Origin of the sequence: Neobacillus drentensis, from assembly GCF_036965425.1 — a bacterium.
GTDB lineage: Bacteria > Bacillota > Bacilli > Bacillales > Cytobacillaceae > Neobacillus > Neobacillus drentensis_F.
In genome coordinates, this window is the sequence record NZ_JBALPP010000073.1 from 25,988 (window position 1) to 45,848 (window position 19,861).

Below are 19,861 nucleotides of genomic sequence, written 5' to 3' on the forward strand. Positions count from 1 at the left end.
GAATAATTGCTCCTTGCCCATTCGGGCCGTTTAGACCAAAAGGAGGTGACTGTGATGAATAAGTACGAAATCATGTACATCATCCGCCCAAATATTGAAGATGAATCAAAGAAGGCTCTAGTTGAGCGTTTCAACACAATTCTTCTTGATAACGGTGCGGAAACTGCTGAAACAAAGGATTGGGGTAAGCGCCGTCTAGCTTATGAAATCAACGATTTCCGTGACGGATACTACCAAATCGCTAAAACTACATCTTCAGCTGCTGCAGTACAAGAATTTTCTCGTCTTGCAAAGATCAGCGAAGATATCATTCGCCATATCGTAATTAAAGAAGAAGAATAAGATTTATATATATTTCTTGGTCAAAATGTTCCATGTGGAACATTTTTCCAAAAGAAAAGGAGTTGATTCTGATGATGAATCGTGTCGTGCTTGTTGGCCGTTTAACAAAAGATCCTGATTTGCGTTATACGCCAAATGGGGTTCCTGTTGCTACTTTTACTTTAGCCGTTAATCGACCATTTTCTAGTCAGTCTGGTGATCGTGAAGCAGACTTTATTAACTGTGTTGTTTGGCGTAAACCGGCTGAAAATGTGGCGAACTTCTTGAAAAAAGGAAGCCTGGCAGGTGTCGATGGCCGCATTCAAACCCGCAACTATGAAGGACAAGATGGTAAACGTGTATACGTTACTGAGGTTCAAGCAGAAAGTGTTCAATTTCTAGAGCCTAAATCTTCTTCTGGCGGCGGTGCGGGAAGAGGCAACGATTATTACGGTGCTCCTCCAATGGAACCACAAGGTAATCCATATGGCAGCAGCAATCAGAATCAGCGTCCTAACCAGAACCAAAACCAAAACAAAGGTTATACTCGCATGGATGAAGATCCATTTGCAGGAAATGGTCAAATTGACATCTCTGATGACGATCTTCCATTCTAAGATAACCTTGCTGAACGATATTATAATAACTAATGAAGGAGGGAATTTTCATGGCAGGAGGACGTAAAGGCGGTCGCGCAAAGCGTCGTAAAGTGTGTTACTTCACTTCTAACGCAATCACAAAGATTGACTATAAAGATGTGGATTTACTAAAAAAATTCATCTCTGAGCGTGGAAAGATTTTACCACGTCGTGTAACTGGTACAAGCGCTAAATACCAACGTAAACTAACAGTTGCAATCAAACGTGCACGTCAAATGGCATTATTACCATTCGTTGCAGGTGAATAATAAAGCATAAGGCAGCAGGGGTTCTCCCCTTGCTGCCTTTTTTATAAGGTTGAATACCACCAAATATCTAGCTAAAATAGAGAGATGGATTTCCAGAAAATTTTAGGGGTGAAGTAGTGAAAAATGTACGTAAACTAACAGAAGGTGCCATCCTTTTAGCTGCATTTACGGTGCTTTTATTAATAACCATTTATATACCGCTTGTTGGTTCCATTATAAATATTGTACTTCCAGCACCTTTTATCATATTTACAGCTAAAAATAATATTAAAAATATCGCAGCCTTTTTTGTAGCCAGCATCGTTATTTCGTTTATCGCTGCGTCTTTTATGGGATTAGCCATGATGCTGATTTATGGAACAACTGGTGTTATCATTGGATATATGCTGCAAAAAAATAAAAGCAGGTCTGCAATTTTAATTGCTAGTACCCTGACCATAATGGCGGGCATGATTATTTTTTTTGTGGTAACTTCCGCTTTTATGAAAATGGACATCACCCATGAACTCCAGGCAGCTTTAAATCAATCCTTGAAACAGTCAGAGGAAATTGCTAAATCAGTGGGAAAAGAAGGCCAAATTGAACAGCTGAAAAAACAGGTTGATATGGTCATAACACTTTTACCAAGCGTTCTGATTTTGGGGTCCATAGTTGCTTCCTTTATCATTCAGTGGGTTTGTTTTCCTATCGCTAAGAGATTTGGTGTAAATGTTGAGCCATGGGGAAGCTTGAGAAATCTATCTTTACCAAGAAGCATGCTGTGGTATCTTTTAATAGCTTTGGGAGCAAATTTACTCGTAAGACCGGAAGAGGGTACCTATTTATTTTCAGTTCTAACGAATGCGATTTACATATTGGGGACGTTTATGGTTGTCCAGGGACTCGGATTTTTATTTAATATTTTCCATCAAAGGTCCATTCCTAAGGGAATTCGTGTCCTTGTTGTAATTCTTGCTTTCATGATACCAATTATTCATTATATAATAATGATATTAGGAATAACCGATATAGGATTTGATTTACGAAAACGTTTTGCTAAAAAAGAGTAAGACTTGCGTTTAGGAGCTGAAATAATGCCTGCATTTTTAGAAAAGCGATCGATCCGTTACCCATTTTATGGGTTAATAGGCGTTACAGTGGTATTGCTTATAATCCTGTCCTTATATAATTGGATATTAAGCCTGGCAGGTCTTTTATTTATGTTCATCCCGCTCTACTATATGTTTGTCATCGAACGGGCACAAAGAAAGGAAATGTCCGAGTATATCTCGACCCTTTCCTACCGGGTAAAAAAGGTCGGCGAAGAAGCATTAATGGAAATGCCGATTGGGATTATGCTCATTAATGATGAATATTATATTGAATGGACTAATCCATTTCTTACTTCCTGCTTTGATCAAGACACACTAGTGGGAAGATCCCTTTATGATGTGGCTGACACCCTGATTCCACTAATAAAACAGGAAGTAGAGACAGAAATCATTACGCTCCATGAAAGGAAATTTCGGGTCATACATAAACGTGAAGAACGTCTTCTCTACTTTTTTGATGTAACCGAGCAAACGGAAATTGAGAAAAAGTATCAGGATGACCGGACCGTTATTGCCACCATCTTTTTAGATAATTATGATGATTTGACTCAAGGCATGGACGACCAAATGCGCGGGAGCATCAATAACTTGGTTACATCTATATTAAATAAGTGGGCCCAAGACAATGGAATGTTCCTGAAGCGGGTATCCTCTGAACGATTTATCGCCGTTTTTAGTGAAAGAATCCTTCATATTCTGGAAAAAGGGAAATTTTCCATTTTGGATGAAGTTAGGGAAATGACCTCAAAGCAAAATGTTTCCTTTACTTTAAGTATTGGTGTCGGTACCGGTGTTTCCTCACTGCCGGAGCTGGGGACGCTTGCCCAGTCCAGTCTGGATTTAGCCCTTGGCAGGGGCGGGGATCAGGTAGCCATTAAACTTCCGAATGGAAAGGTGAAATTCTTTGGGGGGAAAACTAATCCAATTGAGAAGCGGACAAGAGTAAGGGCCAGGGTCATTTCTCACGCCTTAAAGGATTTAATTACAGCTAGTGACAAAGTCATTATTATGGGTCATAAAAATCCAGATATGGACTCTATTGGGGCCAGCATCGGAATTTATAAAGTAGCGCAGATGAATCAAAAGGATGCCTATATCGTTTTAGATTCAATGGATATGGACAATGGTGTCGGACGTCTTATGAATGAAATCCGCAGCCAGGAGCACTTATTTTCTCATTTTATTGGGTCAGAACAAGCGCTTGAAATTGCCACTGATAAAACTTTGCTAGTTGTGGTTGATACTCATAAACCATCGATGGTTATGGAAGAACGGTTGTTGAACAAAATTGATAATGTTGTTGTCATTGACCATCATCGCCGCGGTGAGGATTTTATTTCGAATCCGCTGCTTGTTTATATGGAGCCATATGCCTCCTCGACTTCTGAGCTGGTGACGGAATTCCTGGAATACCAGCCAAAGCGCGGGAAAATTGAGATGATTGAAGCGACGGCCCTTTTAGCAGGTATTATTGTCGATACAAAGAGCTTTACACTAAGAACAGGTTCACGGACATTTGATGCAGCCTCCTACCTGCGCGCACATGGTGCTGACACCATCCTGGTCCAGAAGTTTTTGAAAGAAAATGTTGATACATATATCAAAAGGTCTAAGCTGATTGAATCGGTTACCTTCTATCATGAAGGAATTGCGATTGCAAAAGGAAATGAACATGACCTATATGATCAAGTCATTATAGCTCAGGCTGCCGATACGTTATTGACGATGGACGGAGTAATTGCGTCGTTTGTCATTTCGAAACGTAACGAAGGTTTGATTGGCATCAGTGCCAGGTCATTAGGAAACATCAATGTCCAAGTCATCATGGAAAGCTTAAAGGGCGGCGGACACCTCACCAATGCTGCTACCCAGCTGTCAGGCATTACCATTGCTGAGACAGAAAGCAAGTTGAAGCTGGCAATTGATGACTACTTTGAAGGAGGAAAAAAAGAATGAAGGTAATTTTTCTAAAGGATGTAAAAGGTAAAGGAAAAAAAGGCGAAGTGAAAAATGTAGCCGATGGTTATGCCCATAACTTTTTAATTAAGCAAGGCCTGGCAGTGGAGGCCAATAATGCAAATATCAGTTCATTAGATGCCCAGAAGAAAAAGCAGGAAAAAGAAGCGGCAGAAGAGCTTGCTGAAGCCAAAAAGCTTAAAGAAACAATTGACCAAATTACAGTTGAATTAACCGCTAAAGCTGGCGAAGGCGGCCGCTTGTTTGGTTCAATTACCACAAAACAAGTTGCTGAAGAGCTGCAAAAGAAGCACGGAATCAAAATTGATAAACGTAAAATGGAATTAAATGATGCCATCCGTACGCTTGGTCACACGAAGGTGCCTGTAAAACTTCATCATGAAGTAACGGCGACGTTAACGGTTTCGGTAAAAGAAGTAAAATAGTAGACTGTAAAAAATTTGCCAGTTCAATTTTAAAATAATCATGATAGAATATAAAAAGTAAGCAATGGGACGTGATCGGTTATAACTGGTCACTTTTTTTCTTGATTGGAACCGAATATGATATGATTGATTTGAAATATTTCCTATTCATTAGGAGGTTTTGAATATATATGAGTAATGAATTATTAGCAGACCGCATGCCCCCGCAAAATATTGAAGCTGAACAAGCTGTATTAGGGGCTATTTTTTTAGAGCCGTCTTCTTTAACTATGGCATCTGAGATCCTGATTCCAGAGGATTTTTACCGTGCCGCCCACCAAAAAATCTTTAATGTGATGCTGAATTTAAATGATCAAGGTAAAGCCGTTGATTTAATTACGGTAACGGAGGAATTAGCTGCTGCAAAACTGATTGAAGATATCGGCGGCGTCAGCTATTTGAGTGACCTCTCCGGAGCTGTTCCTACAGCTGCTAATATTGAGTATTATGCTAGAATCGTAGGTGAAAAATCACTTTTAAGAAGATTAATTCGTACGGCTACCAATATTGCTCAAGATGGCTATACCCGCGAGGACGAGGTGGATGCCCTTTTAAGTGAAGCGGAAAAAAATATTATGGAAGTAGCGAATCGGAAAAATGCTGGTGCCTTTCATAATATTAAAGATGTACTCGTTCGAACCTATGATAATATCGAAGTTATGCATAACCGTGTCGGTGATATTACTGGACTTGAAACAGGGTTCGTTGACCTTGACCGGATGACAGCAGGCTTTCAGCGAAATGACTTGATCATTGTTGGCGCTCGTCCATCCGTGGGTAAAACAGCCTTTGCCTTAAATATTGCCCAAAATGTCGCCAAAAAAACGGGCGAGAATATTGCCATCTTCAGTCTTGAGATGGGCGCTGAGCAGCTGGTCATGCGTCTCCTTTGTGCCGAAGGGAATATCGATGCGCAAAGGCTTCGTACCGGTTCCCTGACAGAGGAAGACTGGGGTAAGCTGACGATGGCAATGGGAAGCTTGTCAAACACGGGGATTTTTATTGATGATACCCCAGGTGTGCGTATCAGTGATATTCGTTCGAAATGCCGCCGCTTAAAGCAGGAGCATGGTATAGGCATGATTTTGATTGACTATTTACAGCTCATTTTAGGAAGCGGCCGTTCCGGTGAAAACCGTCAACAGGAAGTATCAGAAATTTCCCGTTCCCTTAAGCAGTTAGCCCGTGAGCTTCAAATACCTGTTATTGCCTTATCTCAGCTTTCCCGTGGTGTCGAGCAGCGTCAGGATAAGCGTCCTATGATGTCCGATATCCGTGAATCCGGGTCGATCGAGCAGGACGCCGATATTGTTGCCTTCCTATATCGTGATGACTATTATGATAAGGAATCTGAGGCGAAGAATATTATTGAAATTATTATTGCGAAACAGCGTAATGGTCCAGTTGGCACTGTGCAGCTGGCGTTTGTTAAAGAATATAATAAGTTCGTCAACATCGAGACGAGGTATGATGCCCCGCCAGGAGCATAAGGAAGAGTCAGCCATTTTTTAGGCTGGCTCTTTTTTTGCTAGATTGATAGTTTAAATATCTTTAAGATGGCTCATGAAACTAGAATTCTATTTTAATATTTTACGAACATATTTTAATAGGTTGATATAAAATGTTCGTGTTTCGTTTGATTTTTGGTCGCGTAATTGATAAACTATGATGGTGTGATAATAAATTAATGGACGTTAAAATTTTGGAGGTGCCTTACATGTCATCAGTAGTGGTTGTTGGTACGCAATGGGGAGACGAAGGAAAAGGGAAAATTACGGATTTTCTTTCAGAAAATGCTGAGGTCATTGCACGTTATCAAGGCGGTAATAATGCTGGACACACGATTAAGTTCAATGGAGAAACCTACAAATTGCACTTGATTCCATCAGGGATTTTTAATAAAGAAAAAATTAGTGTCATCGGAAATGGCATGGTTGTCGATCCTAAAGCTTTGGTAACCGAGCTTGCCTATTTACATGAAAAAGGAATTTCAACCGAGAATCTGCGCATCAGCAATCGTGCACATGTCATCCTTCCTTACCATTTAAAATTAGATGAAGTGGAAGAAACACGGAAAGGTGCTAATAAAATCGGTACAACGAAAAAGGGTATCGGACCTGCATACATGGATAAGGCAGCCCGCGTTGGTATCCGTATCGCTGATTTACTAGACCGTGAAATTTTTGAAGAAAAATTAGTACAAAATCTTGAAGAAAAGAATCGCTTATTTGAACGCATTTACGAAACGGAAGGCTTTAAGAAGGAAGATATTCTAGATGAGTATTTTGAATATGGCCAGCAAATTGAGAAGTATGTTTGCGATACTTCTGTTGTCTTAAATGATGCTTTGGATGAGGGCAAGCGCGTATTATTTGAAGGTGCTCAGGGCGTTATGCTTGATATCGACCAAGGTACTTATCCTTTCGTAACCTCCTCAAATCCAGTGGCTGGAGGCGTAACGATTGGATCTGGAGTGGGTCCTTCTAAAATTACTCATGTTGTCGGCGTTTGTAAAGCCTACACTTCCCGTGTTGGGGATGGTCCATTCCCGACTGAGTTAAATAATGAAATTGGCAATCGCATCCGTGAAGTTGGCCGTGAATATGGTACGACAACAGGGCGCCCTCGCCGTGTCGGCTGGTTTGACAGCGTCGTCGTCCGCCATGCCCGCCGTGTCAGCGGTTTAACTGATCTATCTTTGAATTCCATTGATGTATTAACTGGAATTGAGACATTAAAAATTTGTACGTCTTATCGTTATAAGGATGAAGTCATTACCGAGTATCCAGCAAACTTAAAGGTTTTATCACAATGTGAACCAATTTACGAAGAGCTTCCAGGATGGACGGAAGATATTACTGGCGTTAAATCATTAGATGAACTGCCTGTAAATGCCCGCCACTATGTGGAGCGTGTAACACAGTTGACTGGTATTCCTTTATCGACCTTCTCAGTCGGTCCGGACCGTACTCAAACAAATGTTGTTCGCAGCCCTTGGAGACAGATCTAACTTTGTGTGGGAAGCCCGCTGTTTGGCGGGCTTTTTGTTTTTATTTTTTGAAAAAGAAATATTTTTTTAAAAAAGTATTGCATAATTTATGATATCTTGATATTATAAAAAGCGTCGTCACGAACGAGACACATTGTACGAGCCATTAGCTCAGTCGGTAGAGCACGATCGAATATGCTTCTATGAAACAGCATCAGGGCACACGCCGAGCTGCTGCTTGGATAAGCATACTGAGGCGGGGGCATCTGACGGCGAAATAAAGATTAGTGAATCATTTAAGTACGAGCCATTAGCTCAGTTGGTAGAGCATCTGACTTTTAATCAGAGGGTCGAAGGTTCGAGTCCTTCATGGCTCACCAAAGTTTTTTGCAAAAGCAAAATAACTTTCAATATGTATGGCCCCTTGGTCAAGCGGTTAAGACACCGCCCTTTCACGGCGGTAACACGGGTTCGAATCCCGTAGGGGTCATCGGCATTTGGCGGTCGGCAAAAGGCTGGCAAGGACGGTCTCCTTGCTGACTGCCATTAATATAATTTTGGTCTGGTAGTTCAGTTGGTTAGAATGCCTGCCTGTCACGCAGGAGGTCGCGGGTTCGAGTCCCGTCCAGACCGCCATTAGTTGGCTCAGTAGCTCAGTCGGTAGAGCAAAGGACTGAAAATCCTTGTGTCGGCGGTTCGATTCCGTCCTGAGCCATCCCAAAAAGAAGTTTGCAAACGCGCAGGCTTCTTTTTTTATCTTAAATATCATTAATGATCGCAAAGAGGTTTAAAAGCAGTAATGCAATCTAAATAGGTATCTTAACTGGTGTCGAATACTATTCCTCTTTTCACAGTGCATGTGACTCCAAAAAAAGAGCGGTGCCGGTCACACTGGCATTCCCCAACAATGCCCGAGAATTGAATTTTTAGAGCAATGAAGGCATTTTTATTCATAAATAGTAGCATCGTAAGAGTTTTGCTGGGCTAAATGACTAAAAAATTAATTGATCAACCCCCTATAAAACGCTTTCATTGTAACAATAATGCAATTTTTACTCCTGTTTTTTACAAATCCTCGTTACTTAGGTCGTCCCGATGTAAAACAAACATCATCCTACTTTGGTACTAATAAAACCCTTGATTCCCTAGGTTTTCCTCCCTGCTTTATTAAAAATCCACAAAATAAATTCGCGAAAATTTGACTAGGATATTTCAAGGTAGTGTCGTAAAATGTCAGCTATTATACATTTTTGTTACATTATTAAGACTATTAATCTATTTACAAAAACTTATGGTAAAGTTAAGAAGGTTTAAAATTTGGAAAATTCATTACTAGATTAATAGGGTTTTACCGTGGTTTAGGAGGAAAAAATGTTTTTGTTGAATACAATTTCCAAAACAAAAAAGTTAATCATAAAGACAACCATTATTACGACTTTAGCAGCCTCTGTCGTAGCTTTAAGCAATGGGCCTATTGCATTAGCGACATCTTCCCAGCTAACAACCGATTACCATGTATATCTCAATGGTACATACATTGGAAACGTTACTGATAAAGCTGTAGTAGACAGAGTAATCAATGAAAAAGTCGACGAATTTAAAAAATCCAATAAGGATCTAAATGTAGGTTCCCAGGTTGAATACATACCGGAACAGGTTTTCAATTCATCTGCCAATAACATTGAGACTATCCAAAACCTCAAAAATACATTCCAGCTTCAAGCAGAAGCAGCAGCGATTGTCATCGACGGAAAGCCAGCGGTTTATGTTGCTGATAAAAATACTGCCGAGGAAGTCATTAAAGACCTTAAACTGAAATATGTTTCTGAAGATCAATTAAAGGAACTTGAGGCTAGAAAAGCACAGGCGGATACAAATCTACCGCCATTAAAAGAGAACGAAACACGTTTATTGGATGTTCACCTGTCTAAGAACGTCACTATTGAAGCTGAAAATAGTGAGCCAGATCAAATATTGTCAGCTAGTGATGCCGTTACTTTGTTACAAAAAGGAACATTGCAGGAAAAGAAATATGCTGTTCAAGATGGCGATGCTCTTGAATCAATTGCACATAATTACGGCTTAAAAGTTCCTGAGCTTTTAGTTTTGAATCCAGGTTTAACAGCGGATTCCCTCTTAAAAGTCGGCCAGGAAATTAACGTTACTGTGTTAAAGCCATATGTAGAAGTAGTTGTAGAAAAGGAAGTCAATCAAAAAGAAGTGATTGCCTATACAGATCAGGTAGTGGAGGACTCCTCTATGCCGAAGGGTGAGACGAAGGAAAAGCAGCAGGGGCAAAATGGCTCCCGGACTGTCACTTATTTCATTTCAGAACAAAGCGGTGTTGCTGTTAAAAAGACGCAAACAAGCGAACAAATACTTCAGCAGCCTGTTAATCATATTGTGATTAAAGGAACCAAAGCGATTCCTTCCCGTGGTGAGGGCAGCTTTGCCTGGCCGACTGTAGGCGGGTATGTTTCCAGCCAAATGGGCTATCGCTGGGGCAAGATGCATAAAGGAATTGACATTGCCAGACCTAGCAATAAAACCATTAAAGCAGCCGACAACGGTGTTGTTGTATCTGCCGGATACGATAATGGGGGATATGGAAATAAAGTAATAATCGACCATAAAAACGGCTTTCGTACGCTATACGGCCACATGTCATCGATTAATGTAAAAGTAGGCCAGACGGTTTCAAAAGGCACTGCCATCGGAATTATGGGGGCTACAGGTGATGCAACAGGTGTCCACCTCCATTTTGAAGTATTTAAAAACGGCAGCTTGGTAAACCCTCTCAGCTATTTAAGAAGATAACATGATGAAGTCTCTAGTACCGCTAGAGACTTTTTTATTTTTTGCAAGGATTTACCTTGCCAGTCTTGACAAATGCTACTAATAGATGAATTTAAGCTGAAACAATGGTAAAGTAAAATAGAATAGGTATGACTTCTTGTGATTTTTTGATTGAATAGATTACTTTTTAAAAAGGAGAAATGGTATGGAAAAGAAAATTCTCGTTGTTGATGACGAAAAGCCAATTGCAGATATTTTGCAGTTTAATCTCAAAAAAGAAGGTTATGTTGTCTATTGCGCTTATGATGGAAATGAAGCACTTCAATTAGTAGAAGAAATTCAGCCAGACTTAATTCTCTTAGATATTATGCTGCCGCTTAGGGATGGCATGGAAGTCTGTCGTGAGGTCCGCAAAAAATATGAAATGCCGATCATTATGCTGACAGCTAAGGATTCAGAAATCGATAAAGTTCTTGGACTTGAGCTGGGTGCGGACGATTATGTAACAAAGCCTTTTAGCACAAGGGAATTAATTGCCCGTGTGAAGGCGAATTTACGCCGTCATCAGCAAATCCTGGCTCAGCCGGATGCTGAATCGGAAACGAATGAAATTGAAATTGGCTCTCTTGTGATTCATCCTGATGCCTATGTGGTGTCAAAGCGCGGCGAAACGATTGAACTAACCCATCGGGAATTTGAGCTTCTTTACTATCTGGCGAAGCATATTGGCCAAGTTATGACGAGAGAACATTTATTGCAAACTGTGTGGGGTTACGATTATTACGGAGATGTCCGGACTGTCGATGTAACCGTAAGACGTCTGCGTGAAAAAATTGAGGATAGCCCAAGCCACCCAACATGGATTGTTACGCGCCGCGGTGTTGGCTACTATTTGCGGAATCCTGAACAGGAGTAAGGCCTTGATGAGAAAGGTTGGATTCTTTCGCTCCATACACGTTAAATTTGTTATCATCTATGTCCTCCTTATATTAGTTGCGATGCAAATTATCGGTGTTTATTTTGTCAGGCAGCTGGAAGAAACATTAAGAACGAACTTCCAAACTTCCTTAAAAGAACGCGTTAATTTGCTTGGCTATAATATTGTTCAGGAAATGGAAAAGGAAAGAACTACTGAAGATCCGAGTCTCGAGGATGATATTAAAAAGACCTTAAAGGATTTTGTGACCGGTGATATTTTGGAGGTTCAGGTGATTGAAAACGGCTCACTTAAAATCCTTGGTGCCTCTCCTTCCAGCAGTCAAGGTGTGGTCGGCCAAAGGACAACAGAGCTCCGGGTAAAACAATCGATGACCTTGGAAGAGGAACAAAGTGCCATCAAGATTGACCAGAAAAACGGTTATCGGATTTGGGTCCTCTCCACCCCCATAAAGTCGGGCAAAAAAGTGATCGGCGCCATTTATCTTGTTGCAAAAATTGAAAATGTATTTGAACAAATGAAAACCATTAATGGCATTTTTGCAACTGGGACAGCCATCGCTTTATCGATTACGGCTGTTTTGGGCATATTACTCGCTCAAACCATCACTAGGCCAATTGCGGATATGAAGAAGCAGGCGTTAGCGATGGCGAAGGGGAATTTTTCGAGGAAGGTTAAAGTGTATGGCTATGATGAAATTGGCACACTCGCCATCACCTTTAATAATTTAACGAAAAAGCTCCAAGAGGCCCAGGCCATGACAGAAGGAGAACGAAGAAAATTATCCTCCGTCTTGTCCTATATGACAGATGGGGTTATTGCTACAGACCGTAAAGGCCGGGTTATTTTAATCAATGAACCTGCTGCAGAAATGCTGAATGTTTCACGTGAAACAGTTTTGTCCCAACCGATTGTGGAGTTGTTAGATTTAGATGATACGAATACCTTTGAGGACTTATTAGAAGAAAAAGATTCCTTAATTCTGGATTACAGCACGAAGAAAAAACGCTATATTCTCCGCGCTAATTTTTCAGTGATTCAAAAAGAAACGGGTTTTGTAAACGGACTTATTGCCGTTCTGCATGATATCACGGAGCAGGAAAAAATTGATGCTGAACGACGAGAATTTGTTGCCAATGTTTCACATGAACTAAGAACTCCTTTGACAACGATGAGGAGTTATTTAGAGGCACTGGCAGATGGTGCATGGCAGGATGAAGAAATTGCTCCTAATTTTCTAGAGGTAACGCGGACAGAGACAGAAAGAATGATCCGCCTGGTTAATGACCTCCTTCAGCTATCAAAAATGGACAGTACCGATTACAAGCTGACAATGGAATGGGTTAATTTTGTCGATTTCTATGACCGCATTATTGATCGGTTTGAAATGTCCAAGGAACAAAACGTCACCTTTAAACGAAAGCTGCCAAACGAGGCTATTTTTGTTGAGGTCGATGAAGATAAGATGACGCAAGTGTTGTACAATATCATTTCCAATGCCTTGAAGTATTCCCCTGAAGGCGGTTTGGTGACCTTCTCGATTGAAGAAGAGGAAGACCGAATCATTGTTAGTGTATCGGACCAAGGAGTGGGAATTCCAAAAGAGAATATTGGAAAGATATTTGACCGTTTCTACCGTGTTGATAAAGCGAGAACCCGGAAATTGGGCGGTACGGGTCTTGGGCTGGCCATTGCAAAAGAAATGGTGAATGCCCATGGCGGAGCGATTTGGGCAACCAGTCTAGAAGGGAAAGGTACTATTATTTCTTTTTCCCTGCCGTATGAGCGTTCAGAAGAGGATGAATGGTCATGAGATACGAAAATATTAAATCAGTGATTTTAACGATTTTGGTTTTGGTTAGTATTTTGTTAACGTGGAATCTTTGGACCTATCAGCCTAATTACGACAAAATGGAAAAAAGTAATTATGTTGCCGAAGTCACCGTTAGTGAAAAACAAGAGGTTCAAAAAATTGTCAGGCCTGACCAGATTCTTTTCCATATTAAAGGGCAGCATTATGGAATCAATAACACAGGTGAAATTGACAAAGTGGTTAAGGAATTAGGTCAGTGGACCTTTTTTGATGTGAAAAATGTAACGGAAAAAATCGATAATATTGAGGAACTAAGCCATAATAGCGGCAATACTGAAATTCAGTTTCCAGGGGAAGTTCCCATCGAGTTATATCGCAGTGTCTTGAACATCGAGGGAAAAAGAATACCTGCTTTCAATTTTAATCGCATTATTATTAATGTTGAGGGTTCTGATAAGGATAATGGTATTGTTTATTTTGTCTCAACTGAAAATCAGCAGGTTTATATCAGTCATATTTCCTCAAACAATTTAAACGAGTTTAATCAAAGCTTTTATAAAAATGCAGCGAGTCTGCCACGTTACTTTGGATATAAGGCATCTGAAAAACGGACGCTGTTCCTGCCCGAAGGGGATCAGGAAATGATGAGGTATAAATATTTGCCAAAAGACCTTAATTCCGATGAGTTTAAAGAAGCGCTTTTCAGCAATCCAAGCTTCGTCCAAAAAAGCCCGCTGCCTGCAGGGGAAGAATATACCGATGATTCTAGCAAAATGACAGTGAATTTTGATAGCAATATACTCCTCTATGTCAATCCAACCGCAGAGGAACGATATATTGCCAGTTCGTATGATCTAGTGAAACGGAGTATTGATTTTGTTAATGAACACGGCGGCTGGACAGACCCTTACCGCTTCGTTTCCAAAAGTGAATATAACCGCTCGGTCACCTTCAGAATGTACAGCAGGGATGGCTATCCTGTTTTTAATGAAAGAGGGCTGTCGGAAATAACAGAAGTTTGGGGCCGGGATGAAATCAACAAATATATTCGTCCAAACATTGCTTTAGAACTCCCGTTAACAACTGAAATTCAAAAGGTTACCCGCCCCTCAGGCCATGATGCCTTGAAGTTTTTACAAAACAAAAAGAACTTTAAGCCAGAGCTTCTGCAAGAAATGGTATTAGGCTATCGGATGGAAAGGGATACTGAAGAAAATATGCTGATCCTTTTAGAACCAGCCTGGTTTTATCGCTATGATAATACGTGGGAAGAAATCACGATGGATGACCTGGGAGGACTGAAGCATGGATTGGAGTAAAATAAAAACGATATTTATTTTAACATTCCTGATACTGGATGTGTATCTCCTATTTCAATTCATGAAGATCCGGGATGCCAATAAATATGAGGTTTTAACGGAGGCATCAGTTGAAGAGAAATTGAAAGTGGATGAAATCAAATATGTAGAACTGCCGAAGACTCCAATTAAGGCTCAATATCTTAGCGCTAAGCCGAAAACTTTTACCAAAGGGGATATTGAAAAACTAAAGGGTCAGTCTGCTTCTCTTAAGGGGCCGGGAACGACACTGCAGTCGACGCTGGAGAAGCCTTTGCAGCTTAATTCTAAATTTGAACCAGCAGAGCTTTCGTCTTTTTTAAACGAAAGTGTCCTGTACGGTGACCATTATCAATTTTGGGAGAAAAATGATAAAAAAAACACAATCACCTATTTTCAACAAAGTAACAATATGCCTTTATATAACAATATTAACGGGATGATCACCTTCAATTATAATTCAAGTAATCAAATTGTTTCCTATCAGCAAACCTATCTTGAAGGAATTGAAAAGCTGGCGGAAAAAGAAGAGATCCTCCGTCCGTTAAAGGCGATTGAAACGCTTCATCAAAAGGGAGTCTTGAAACCGAAGAGTAAAATTACGAAGATCGAGCTTGGCTATTCGACACTTGTTCCGCTGTCGGCCTCTCAATTATTAGCGCCAACCTGGCGCTTTGTGGTCGATAATAAGGAGAGTTTGTTCGTAAATGCCTTTGAAGGTGAGATCATTGATTTTAACAGCGAAGAAAAAATAAGTGTGGAGTGAAATTGTATGTCTTTACGATATAGCATTCTAGCAAGCGGGAGTACGGGGAACGCCCTTTATGTAGAGTCAGACGAACATTCCTTTCTAGTGGATGCCGGCTTTAGCGGCAAACAGATGGAGACGCTTTTTCAGCAAATTGACCGCGATATTAGCAAGCTTTCCGGTATCTTTGTCACTCATGAGCACAGCGATCATATTAAGGGGATTGGCATTCTCGCCCGAAAATATAAATTGCCTGTATACGCAAACGAAAAAACGTGGCAGGCGATGGAAACAAATGTAGGGGTGATTCCTACAGAGCAAAAGTTTGTTTTTAACATGGAAACGGTAAAGACCTTCGGTGGCGTAGATATTGAATCGTTCGGCGTGTCCCATGATGCCGCGGAACCGATGTTTTACGTGTTTCATAATGGAGGAAAAAAGCTTGTTCTCATTACGGATACAGGGTATGTCAGCGACCGCATGAAGGGGACAATCTCCAATGCTGACGTGTACATTTTTGAGTCCAATCATGATGTGCAAATGCTTCGTATGGGACGGTATCCGTGGAACATTAAACGAAGAATTCTCAGCGATGTCGGCCATGTCTCCAATGAAGATGCGGCCTTGGCAATGAGTGATGTGATTGGCGATCGGACCAAGAGAGTCTACCTCGCCCATTTAAGCCTTGATAATAATATGAAAGACCTGGCGAAAATGTCTGTAACGCAGACATTAGAGAGTCGAGGCCTGATTGTCGGAGAACAATTCGGTCTTTACGATACAGACCCGAAAATACCGACCATTTTAACAGCAGTATAGTGTTTTTTCTAAGAGCGAAGGAGATTCCTTCGCTCTTTTTGCTTTTGTAATTTAGAAAAATTTATTGAGTGCGCATATTGAAGTCAAAACGAGGTAAAGGAATGTGGGAAGTTCCGCCAATCGGCCATATTGAGGACAAAAGAGGTGAAAAAGAAGAAAATGTCCCTAAACAGGCTTATTGAGGACAAAACAAGATGAAAAAAAGAAGGAAATGTCCTCAATCGGAAAAAAGTATTCTTGATAAATGACCAAAACTCAGCGATCTTTTATTTGTGAAAATTCTATGAACAAAGTCGTAAATTTTATGGAATAATTGTCAAATTTTTTTAAATTTAGGGCTGGGGGAGTATAATTGTTATTATAAGCCAAAATAAAAGATAGCAATCATTTCGAGAGAGAGGAATGGTGTCCAGTGGGTTATTATGATGATCATTCACAGGGGCGTTATCGGGAACAGAAGGGAAATCGGGGCGGATTTTTTATTGCCAGCTTAGTTGGCGCTATCCTTGGAGCGATAATAGTGATCGTTGCTCTTCCGGCCTTGTCCAATCGTGGTGTGCTCCCTTATAAAATTGAAACCAATCAAAATACGGCTACCAATACAACAGATAATACGAATCAGCAGAACGTCATTCACCAGCAGGTATCCTATGACGTGAAAACAGATACCACTGATGCCGTTGATAAAACAGCTGCAGCTGTTGTTGGCATCAATAATATCCAGTCAACGGGATTTTGGTCTGACAATGGGAATGGCAATGGTAATGGCGATAACTCTGAAGAGGCAGCGGGAACAGGCTCCGGTGTTATTTATAAAAAAGACAACAACCGGGCATTTGTTGTCACCAATCATCATGTTGTTGAGGGTGCGACCAAACTAGAAGTAAGTCTGACAGATGGAACGAAGATTCCTGCAAAGCTGCTAGGAAGTGATATTTGGACAGATTTAGCAGTCCTTGAGATAGATGCAAGCAAAGTAAAGAAAGTAGCGGTATTTGGAGATTCCGATAGTTTAAAAATGGGTGAACCAGTCATTGCGATTGGAAATCCACTTGGTGCGACTTTTTCAGGATCCGTTACACAAGGAATCATTTCAGGTCTTAAACGGACCATCCCTGTTGATATCGACCAGAATGGGGTTGTCGACTGGCAGTCGGAGGTTTTGCAGACAGATGCTGCGATTAATCCAGGCAACAGCGGCGGTGCGCTAATTAATATGGCCGGGCAGGTGATTGGGATTAACTCCATGAAAATTTCCCAGGAGGCGGTTGAAGGAATAGGATTATCAATTCCAATCAATTCAGCTAAGCCCATCATTGATGATCTCGAGCATTTTGGCTCTGTCAAACGTCCATATATGGGTGTGGATTTAAAATCAGTATCTGAAATACCTGCCTACTACCAAGCGGAAGCATTGAAATTGCCGAGTGATGTTACTTACGGTGTGGCTTTAAGACAGGTAGTTCCCAATTCTCCAGCAGCACAAGCAGGATTACAAGAGCTGGATGTCATTGTTGAGATGGATGGCCAGAAAATAAATGACGTCATCGACTTGCGTAAGCACTTATATCAGAAAAAGAAAATTGGCGAGAAGTTGAAGGTCAAATATTATCGCGATGGAAAGCTTAAAGAAACGACACTGACACTGTCGGGAGAAAGATTACAATAAGGGTGAAGGAAACAGGATGGCGGAAGCTGTCCTGTTTTTATTATGATATGATAGTTGTCGTATGAGGGATATCTGGAACGTAAACACTAGGATTAAAAGAGGTAAGAAAGGTGAAGATTAAAGATGATTTATAGTTGTGAGGAGCATGTGGATATTGCCTTAGATACGGTTGTGGATGAAACTGAAACTTTTCCGGTTTTATCAAAAATTGGTGTGGATAATTTATCAACAACCTGTGAATATTGTCAAAACCCGGCTGTATATATTGTGGCGAACAAGTGATTCCATACTAAATGTGGATAAAGGTGTGGACAATGTGGATAACTTCTGTGGATATGTTGTTTGTAACCTGTTTGTAATCTAAAAATAAAGGGCTGTGGATTGTGAATATCTCGATTGTGACGGTTGGTAAATTAAAAGAGAAATATTTGAAGCAGGGAATTGAGGAATATTTGAAGAGATTATCGGCCTATGCAAGGGTCGAAGTCATCGAAGTTGCCGATGAAAAGGCGCCGGAAGAATTAAGCGATACAGAAATGCAGCAGGTAAAGCAAAAAGAGGGCGAAAGGATTTTAGCAAAGATTAGCCAGGATACATATGTGATCGCCTTAGCGATTCAAGGGAAATTACAATCATCGGAGGAACTTGCAGATTCAATAGATAAGCTAGCTACATACGGAAAAAGTAAAATTGCCTTTATAATTGGGGGATCCTTGGGGCTTAGCGATGAGGTTATGAAGAGGTCGAATGAAAAATTATCCTTCTCAAAGATGACCTTCCCCCATCAGTTGATGAGGTTGATATTGGTTGAGCAGATTTATCGGGCGTTTCGGATTAACCGCGGTGAACCATATCATAAGTAAATGAGGTTTTTGGTTAGAATTCAAGCTTGGACAATGTCTTTTAAGTCCAAGCTTTTATCCATTTATAATCATTCCACCGTTTATATGAAGAATTTGTCCTGTTACATTTGAGGAGTCGTCCGACGCCAAATAAACATATGCAGGTGCCAGTTCGAAAGGTTGTGCAGCACGTTTCATTGGGGTTTCACTCCCAAATGTTGCATAAGTTTCTGGTGGACCGCTTGAAGGTATTAAAGGGGTCCATACCGGGCCTGGAGCGACGCCATTGACTCGGATTCCTTGATGAATGGCCGATAATGCTAACGAGCGGGTGAATGAAACTATTGCTCCCTTGGAAGCGGCATAATCGATCGCGTATTCATGCCCGCTGTATGCAGCGATGGAAGCCGTGTTGATAATGGAGCTTCCTTTTTGAAGATAGGGAATGGCTGCTTGTGTAAGATAAAAAAGTGAAAAAATATTTGTTTGAAAAGTGCGTATAAGCTGCATGGCTGATATGTCGCTGATACTTGATTGTGGATGTACTTCCCCTGCATTATTGACGAGGATCTCCAGATGGCCAAATTCCTCAATTGTCTTCTTAACAACATAATGACAAAACATCTCATCCCCAATATCTCCTGCAATCGTAAGACATTTCCTTCCCAATTGCTCCACTCTGCCTTTTGTTTCAAATGCATCGCCGTATTCATTTAAATAAACAATAACAATATCCGCGCCTTCTTTTGCAAAAGCAAAAGCGACCGCCCGGCCAATACCACTGTCTCCCCCAGTAATAATGGCTGTTTTGTTCAATAGTTTATTACTTCCAATATAATTTGGATTTTCAGAAATAGGTCTTGGAATCATAAAAGATTCAATACCTGGATGCTGGGGTTGATATTGTGGGGGAAAGAGAATCGGAACGATCTCACACTTTTTTATATATCCAAAATGGCGATCCATAATAAGCCTCCTTCGTTTATGTGCCATTTAGCATATTCGTTAAAAATAGGATAGGTGAATGCCTTATATGCGTTACTATTATTAAAGTTTTGATTTCTTTACTTCCTCTAAAAAGAAACAGTGTTTCGAATTAGTATTTTTTTTGCGAATAAGAGGAAATTAAAGATGGCTTTCAACAATCATTT

At 40.6% G+C, this 19,861-nt stretch carries 18 protein-coding genes and 4 tRNA genes; 21 read left to right on the forward strand and 1 reads right to left on the reverse strand.

The genetic code is table 11. From position 1 onward, the window contains the following. The first annotated feature begins 54 nt into the window (after positions 1-54). The 21 genes from rpsF to rlmH all read left to right on the forward strand — a co-directional run bounded on the left by rpsF (position 55) and on the right by rlmH (position 18,731). Positions 55-342, forward strand: a complete 288-nt coding sequence (gene rpsF, locus V7161_RS18195) for a 30S ribosomal protein S6 (RefSeq protein ID WP_289987072.1) — start codon at positions 55-57, stop codon at positions 340-342. Between the two features lie 71 nt (positions 343-413). After that, entirely contained in the window at positions 414-938 is a 525-nt protein-coding gene (gene ssb / locus V7161_RS18200; protein ID WP_335714369.1) for a single-stranded DNA-binding protein, read from the forward strand. 50 nt (positions 939-988) lie between these two features. After that, entirely contained in the window at positions 989-1,228 is a 240-nt protein-coding gene (gene rpsR, locus V7161_RS18205) for a 30S ribosomal protein S18 (RefSeq protein ID WP_223595362.1), read from the forward strand. Between the two features lie 116 nt (positions 1,229-1,344). Further along, the gene (locus V7161_RS18210) at positions 1,345-2,277 is read left to right on the forward strand and encodes a YybS family protein (RefSeq protein WP_335714370.1); all 933 of its coding nucleotides are present in this window, start codon (positions 1,345-1,347) and stop codon (positions 2,275-2,277) included. A 24-nt stretch (positions 2,278-2,301) separates the two neighbouring features. Next, entirely contained in the window at positions 2,302-4,275 is a 1,974-nt protein-coding gene (locus tag V7161_RS18215) for a DHH family phosphoesterase (protein WP_335714371.1), read from the forward strand. Continuing rightward, the gene (gene rplI / locus V7161_RS18220) at positions 4,272-4,721 is read left to right on the forward strand and encodes a 50S ribosomal protein L9 (RefSeq protein WP_223595357.1); all 450 of its coding nucleotides are present in this window, start codon (positions 4,272-4,274) and stop codon (positions 4,719-4,721) included. Before V7161_RS18215 ends, rplI begins: the two co-directional genes overlap by 4 nt. 170 nt (positions 4,722-4,891) lie before the next feature. After that, positions 4,892-6,250 (forward strand): replicative DNA helicase, encoded by a 1,359-nt coding sequence (gene dnaB, locus V7161_RS18225; RefSeq protein ID WP_335714372.1) that lies wholly within the window; start codon positions 4,892-4,894, stop codon positions 6,248-6,250. A gap of 227 nt (positions 6,251-6,477) precedes the next feature. Next, the gene (locus V7161_RS18230; RefSeq protein WP_335714373.1) at positions 6,478-7,770 is read left to right on the forward strand and encodes an adenylosuccinate synthase; all 1,293 of its coding nucleotides are present in this window, start codon (positions 6,478-6,480) and stop codon (positions 7,768-7,770) included. 283 nt (positions 7,771-8,053) lie between these two features. Further along, positions 8,054-8,129 (forward strand) — tRNA-Lys (locus V7161_RS18235). Positions 8,130-8,167: 38 nt separating this feature from the next. Next, positions 8,168-8,239: transfer RNA gene (locus tag V7161_RS18240), tRNA-Glu, on the forward strand. A gap of 69 nt (positions 8,240-8,308) precedes the next feature. Further along, positions 8,309-8,385: transfer RNA gene (locus V7161_RS18245), tRNA-Asp, on the forward strand. 6 nt (positions 8,386-8,391) lie between these two features. Continuing rightward, a tRNA-Phe gene (locus V7161_RS18250) sits at positions 8,392-8,464 on the forward strand. Between the two features lie 662 nt (positions 8,465-9,126). Next, complete coding sequence (locus V7161_RS18255) at positions 9,127-10,566, forward strand: M23 family metallopeptidase (protein WP_335714374.1); 1,440 nt, start codon at positions 9,127-9,129, stop codon at positions 10,564-10,566. Positions 10,567-10,750: 184 nt separating this feature from the next. Continuing rightward, positions 10,751-11,461 (forward strand): response regulator YycF, encoded by a 711-nt coding sequence (gene yycF / locus V7161_RS18260; protein ID WP_335714375.1) that lies wholly within the window; start codon positions 10,751-10,753, stop codon positions 11,459-11,461. A gap of 7 nt (positions 11,462-11,468) precedes the next feature. Then, positions 11,469-13,295, forward strand: coding sequence for a cell wall metabolism sensor histidine kinase WalK (gene walK / locus V7161_RS18265; RefSeq protein ID WP_335714376.1), 1,827 nt, complete (start codon positions 11,469-11,471; stop codon positions 13,293-13,295). Continuing rightward, the gene (locus tag V7161_RS18270; RefSeq protein ID WP_335714377.1) at positions 13,292-14,614 is read left to right on the forward strand and encodes a YycH family regulatory protein; all 1,323 of its coding nucleotides are present in this window, start codon (positions 13,292-13,294) and stop codon (positions 14,612-14,614) included. Before walK ends, V7161_RS18270 begins: the two co-directional genes overlap by 4 nt. Continuing rightward, on the forward strand, positions 14,601-15,398 hold the full coding sequence (locus V7161_RS18275; protein ID WP_335714378.1) for a two-component system regulatory protein YycI: 798 nt from the start codon (positions 14,601-14,603) through the stop codon (positions 15,396-15,398). Before V7161_RS18270 ends, V7161_RS18275 begins: the two co-directional genes overlap by 14 nt. A 6-nt stretch (positions 15,399-15,404) precedes the next feature. After that, a complete protein-coding gene (locus V7161_RS18280) occupies positions 15,405-16,199 on the forward strand; it encodes an MBL fold metallo-hydrolase (protein ID WP_335714379.1) in 795 nt (264 codons plus the stop codon). Between the two features lie 412 nt (positions 16,200-16,611). Next, the gene (locus tag V7161_RS18285; RefSeq protein ID WP_335714380.1) at positions 16,612-17,868 is read left to right on the forward strand and encodes a S1C family serine protease; all 1,257 of its coding nucleotides are present in this window, start codon (positions 16,612-16,614) and stop codon (positions 17,866-17,868) included. Positions 17,869-17,991: 123 nt separating this feature from the next. Beyond that, on the forward strand, positions 17,992-18,150 hold the full coding sequence (locus V7161_RS18290) for a CxxH/CxxC protein (RefSeq protein WP_289987047.1): 159 nt from the start codon (positions 17,992-17,994) through the stop codon (positions 18,148-18,150). A gap of 101 nt (positions 18,151-18,251) precedes the next feature. Then, positions 18,252-18,731 carry a 23S rRNA (pseudouridine(1915)-N(3))-methyltransferase RlmH gene (gene rlmH / locus V7161_RS18295; protein ID WP_335714381.1) on the forward strand — a complete coding sequence of 160 codons (480 nt, stop codon included), beginning with the start codon at positions 18,252-18,254 and terminating at the stop codon, positions 18,729-18,731. Positions 18,732-18,785: 54 nt separating this feature from the next. Here the strand turns inward: rlmH and V7161_RS18300 are convergent, their stop codons facing one another. After that, positions 18,786-19,676 carry an SDR family oxidoreductase gene (locus V7161_RS18300; protein ID WP_335714382.1) on the reverse strand — a complete coding sequence of 297 codons (891 nt, stop codon included), beginning with the start codon at positions 19,674-19,676 and terminating at the stop codon, positions 18,786-18,788. Positions 19,677-19,861 lie beyond the last annotated feature (185 nt).

Coding starts and splice junctions, on each gene's coding strand:
- rpsF (WP_289987072.1), top strand. CDS start 55: ATGAATAAGTACGAAATCATGTACATCATCCGCCCAAATATTGAAGAT.
- ssb (WP_335714369.1), top strand. CDS start 414: ATGATGAATCGTGTCGTGCTTGTTGGCCGTTTAACAAAAGATCCTGAT.
- rpsR (WP_223595362.1), top strand. CDS start 989: ATGGCAGGAGGACGTAAAGGCGGTCGCGCAAAGCGTCGTAAAGTGTGT.
- V7161_RS18215 (WP_335714371.1), top strand. CDS start 2,302: ATGCCTGCATTTTTAGAAAAGCGATCGATCCGTTACCCATTTTATGGG.
- rplI (WP_223595357.1), top strand. CDS start 4,272: ATGAAGGTAATTTTTCTAAAGGATGTAAAAGGTAAAGGAAAAAAAGGC.
- dnaB (WP_335714372.1), top strand. CDS start 4,892: ATGAGTAATGAATTATTAGCAGACCGCATGCCCCCGCAAAATATTGAA.
- V7161_RS18230 (WP_335714373.1), top strand. CDS start 6,478: ATGTCATCAGTAGTGGTTGTTGGTACGCAATGGGGAGACGAAGGAAAA.
- yycF (WP_335714375.1), top strand. CDS start 10,751: ATGGAAAAGAAAATTCTCGTTGTTGATGACGAAAAGCCAATTGCAGAT.
- walK (WP_335714376.1), top strand. CDS start 11,469: ATGAGAAAGGTTGGATTCTTTCGCTCCATACACGTTAAATTTGTTATC.
- V7161_RS18270 (WP_335714377.1), top strand. CDS start 13,292: ATGAGATACGAAAATATTAAATCAGTGATTTTAACGATTTTGGTTTTG.
- V7161_RS18275 (WP_335714378.1), top strand. CDS start 14,601: ATGGATTGGAGTAAAATAAAAACGATATTTATTTTAACATTCCTGATA.
- V7161_RS18280 (WP_335714379.1), top strand. CDS start 15,405: ATGTCTTTACGATATAGCATTCTAGCAAGCGGGAGTACGGGGAACGCC.
- V7161_RS18290 (WP_289987047.1), top strand. CDS start 17,992: ATGATTTATAGTTGTGAGGAGCATGTGGATATTGCCTTAGATACGGTT.
- V7161_RS18300 (WP_335714382.1), bottom strand. CDS start 19,676: ATGGATCGCCATTTTGGATATATAAAAAAGTGTGAGATCGTTCCGATT.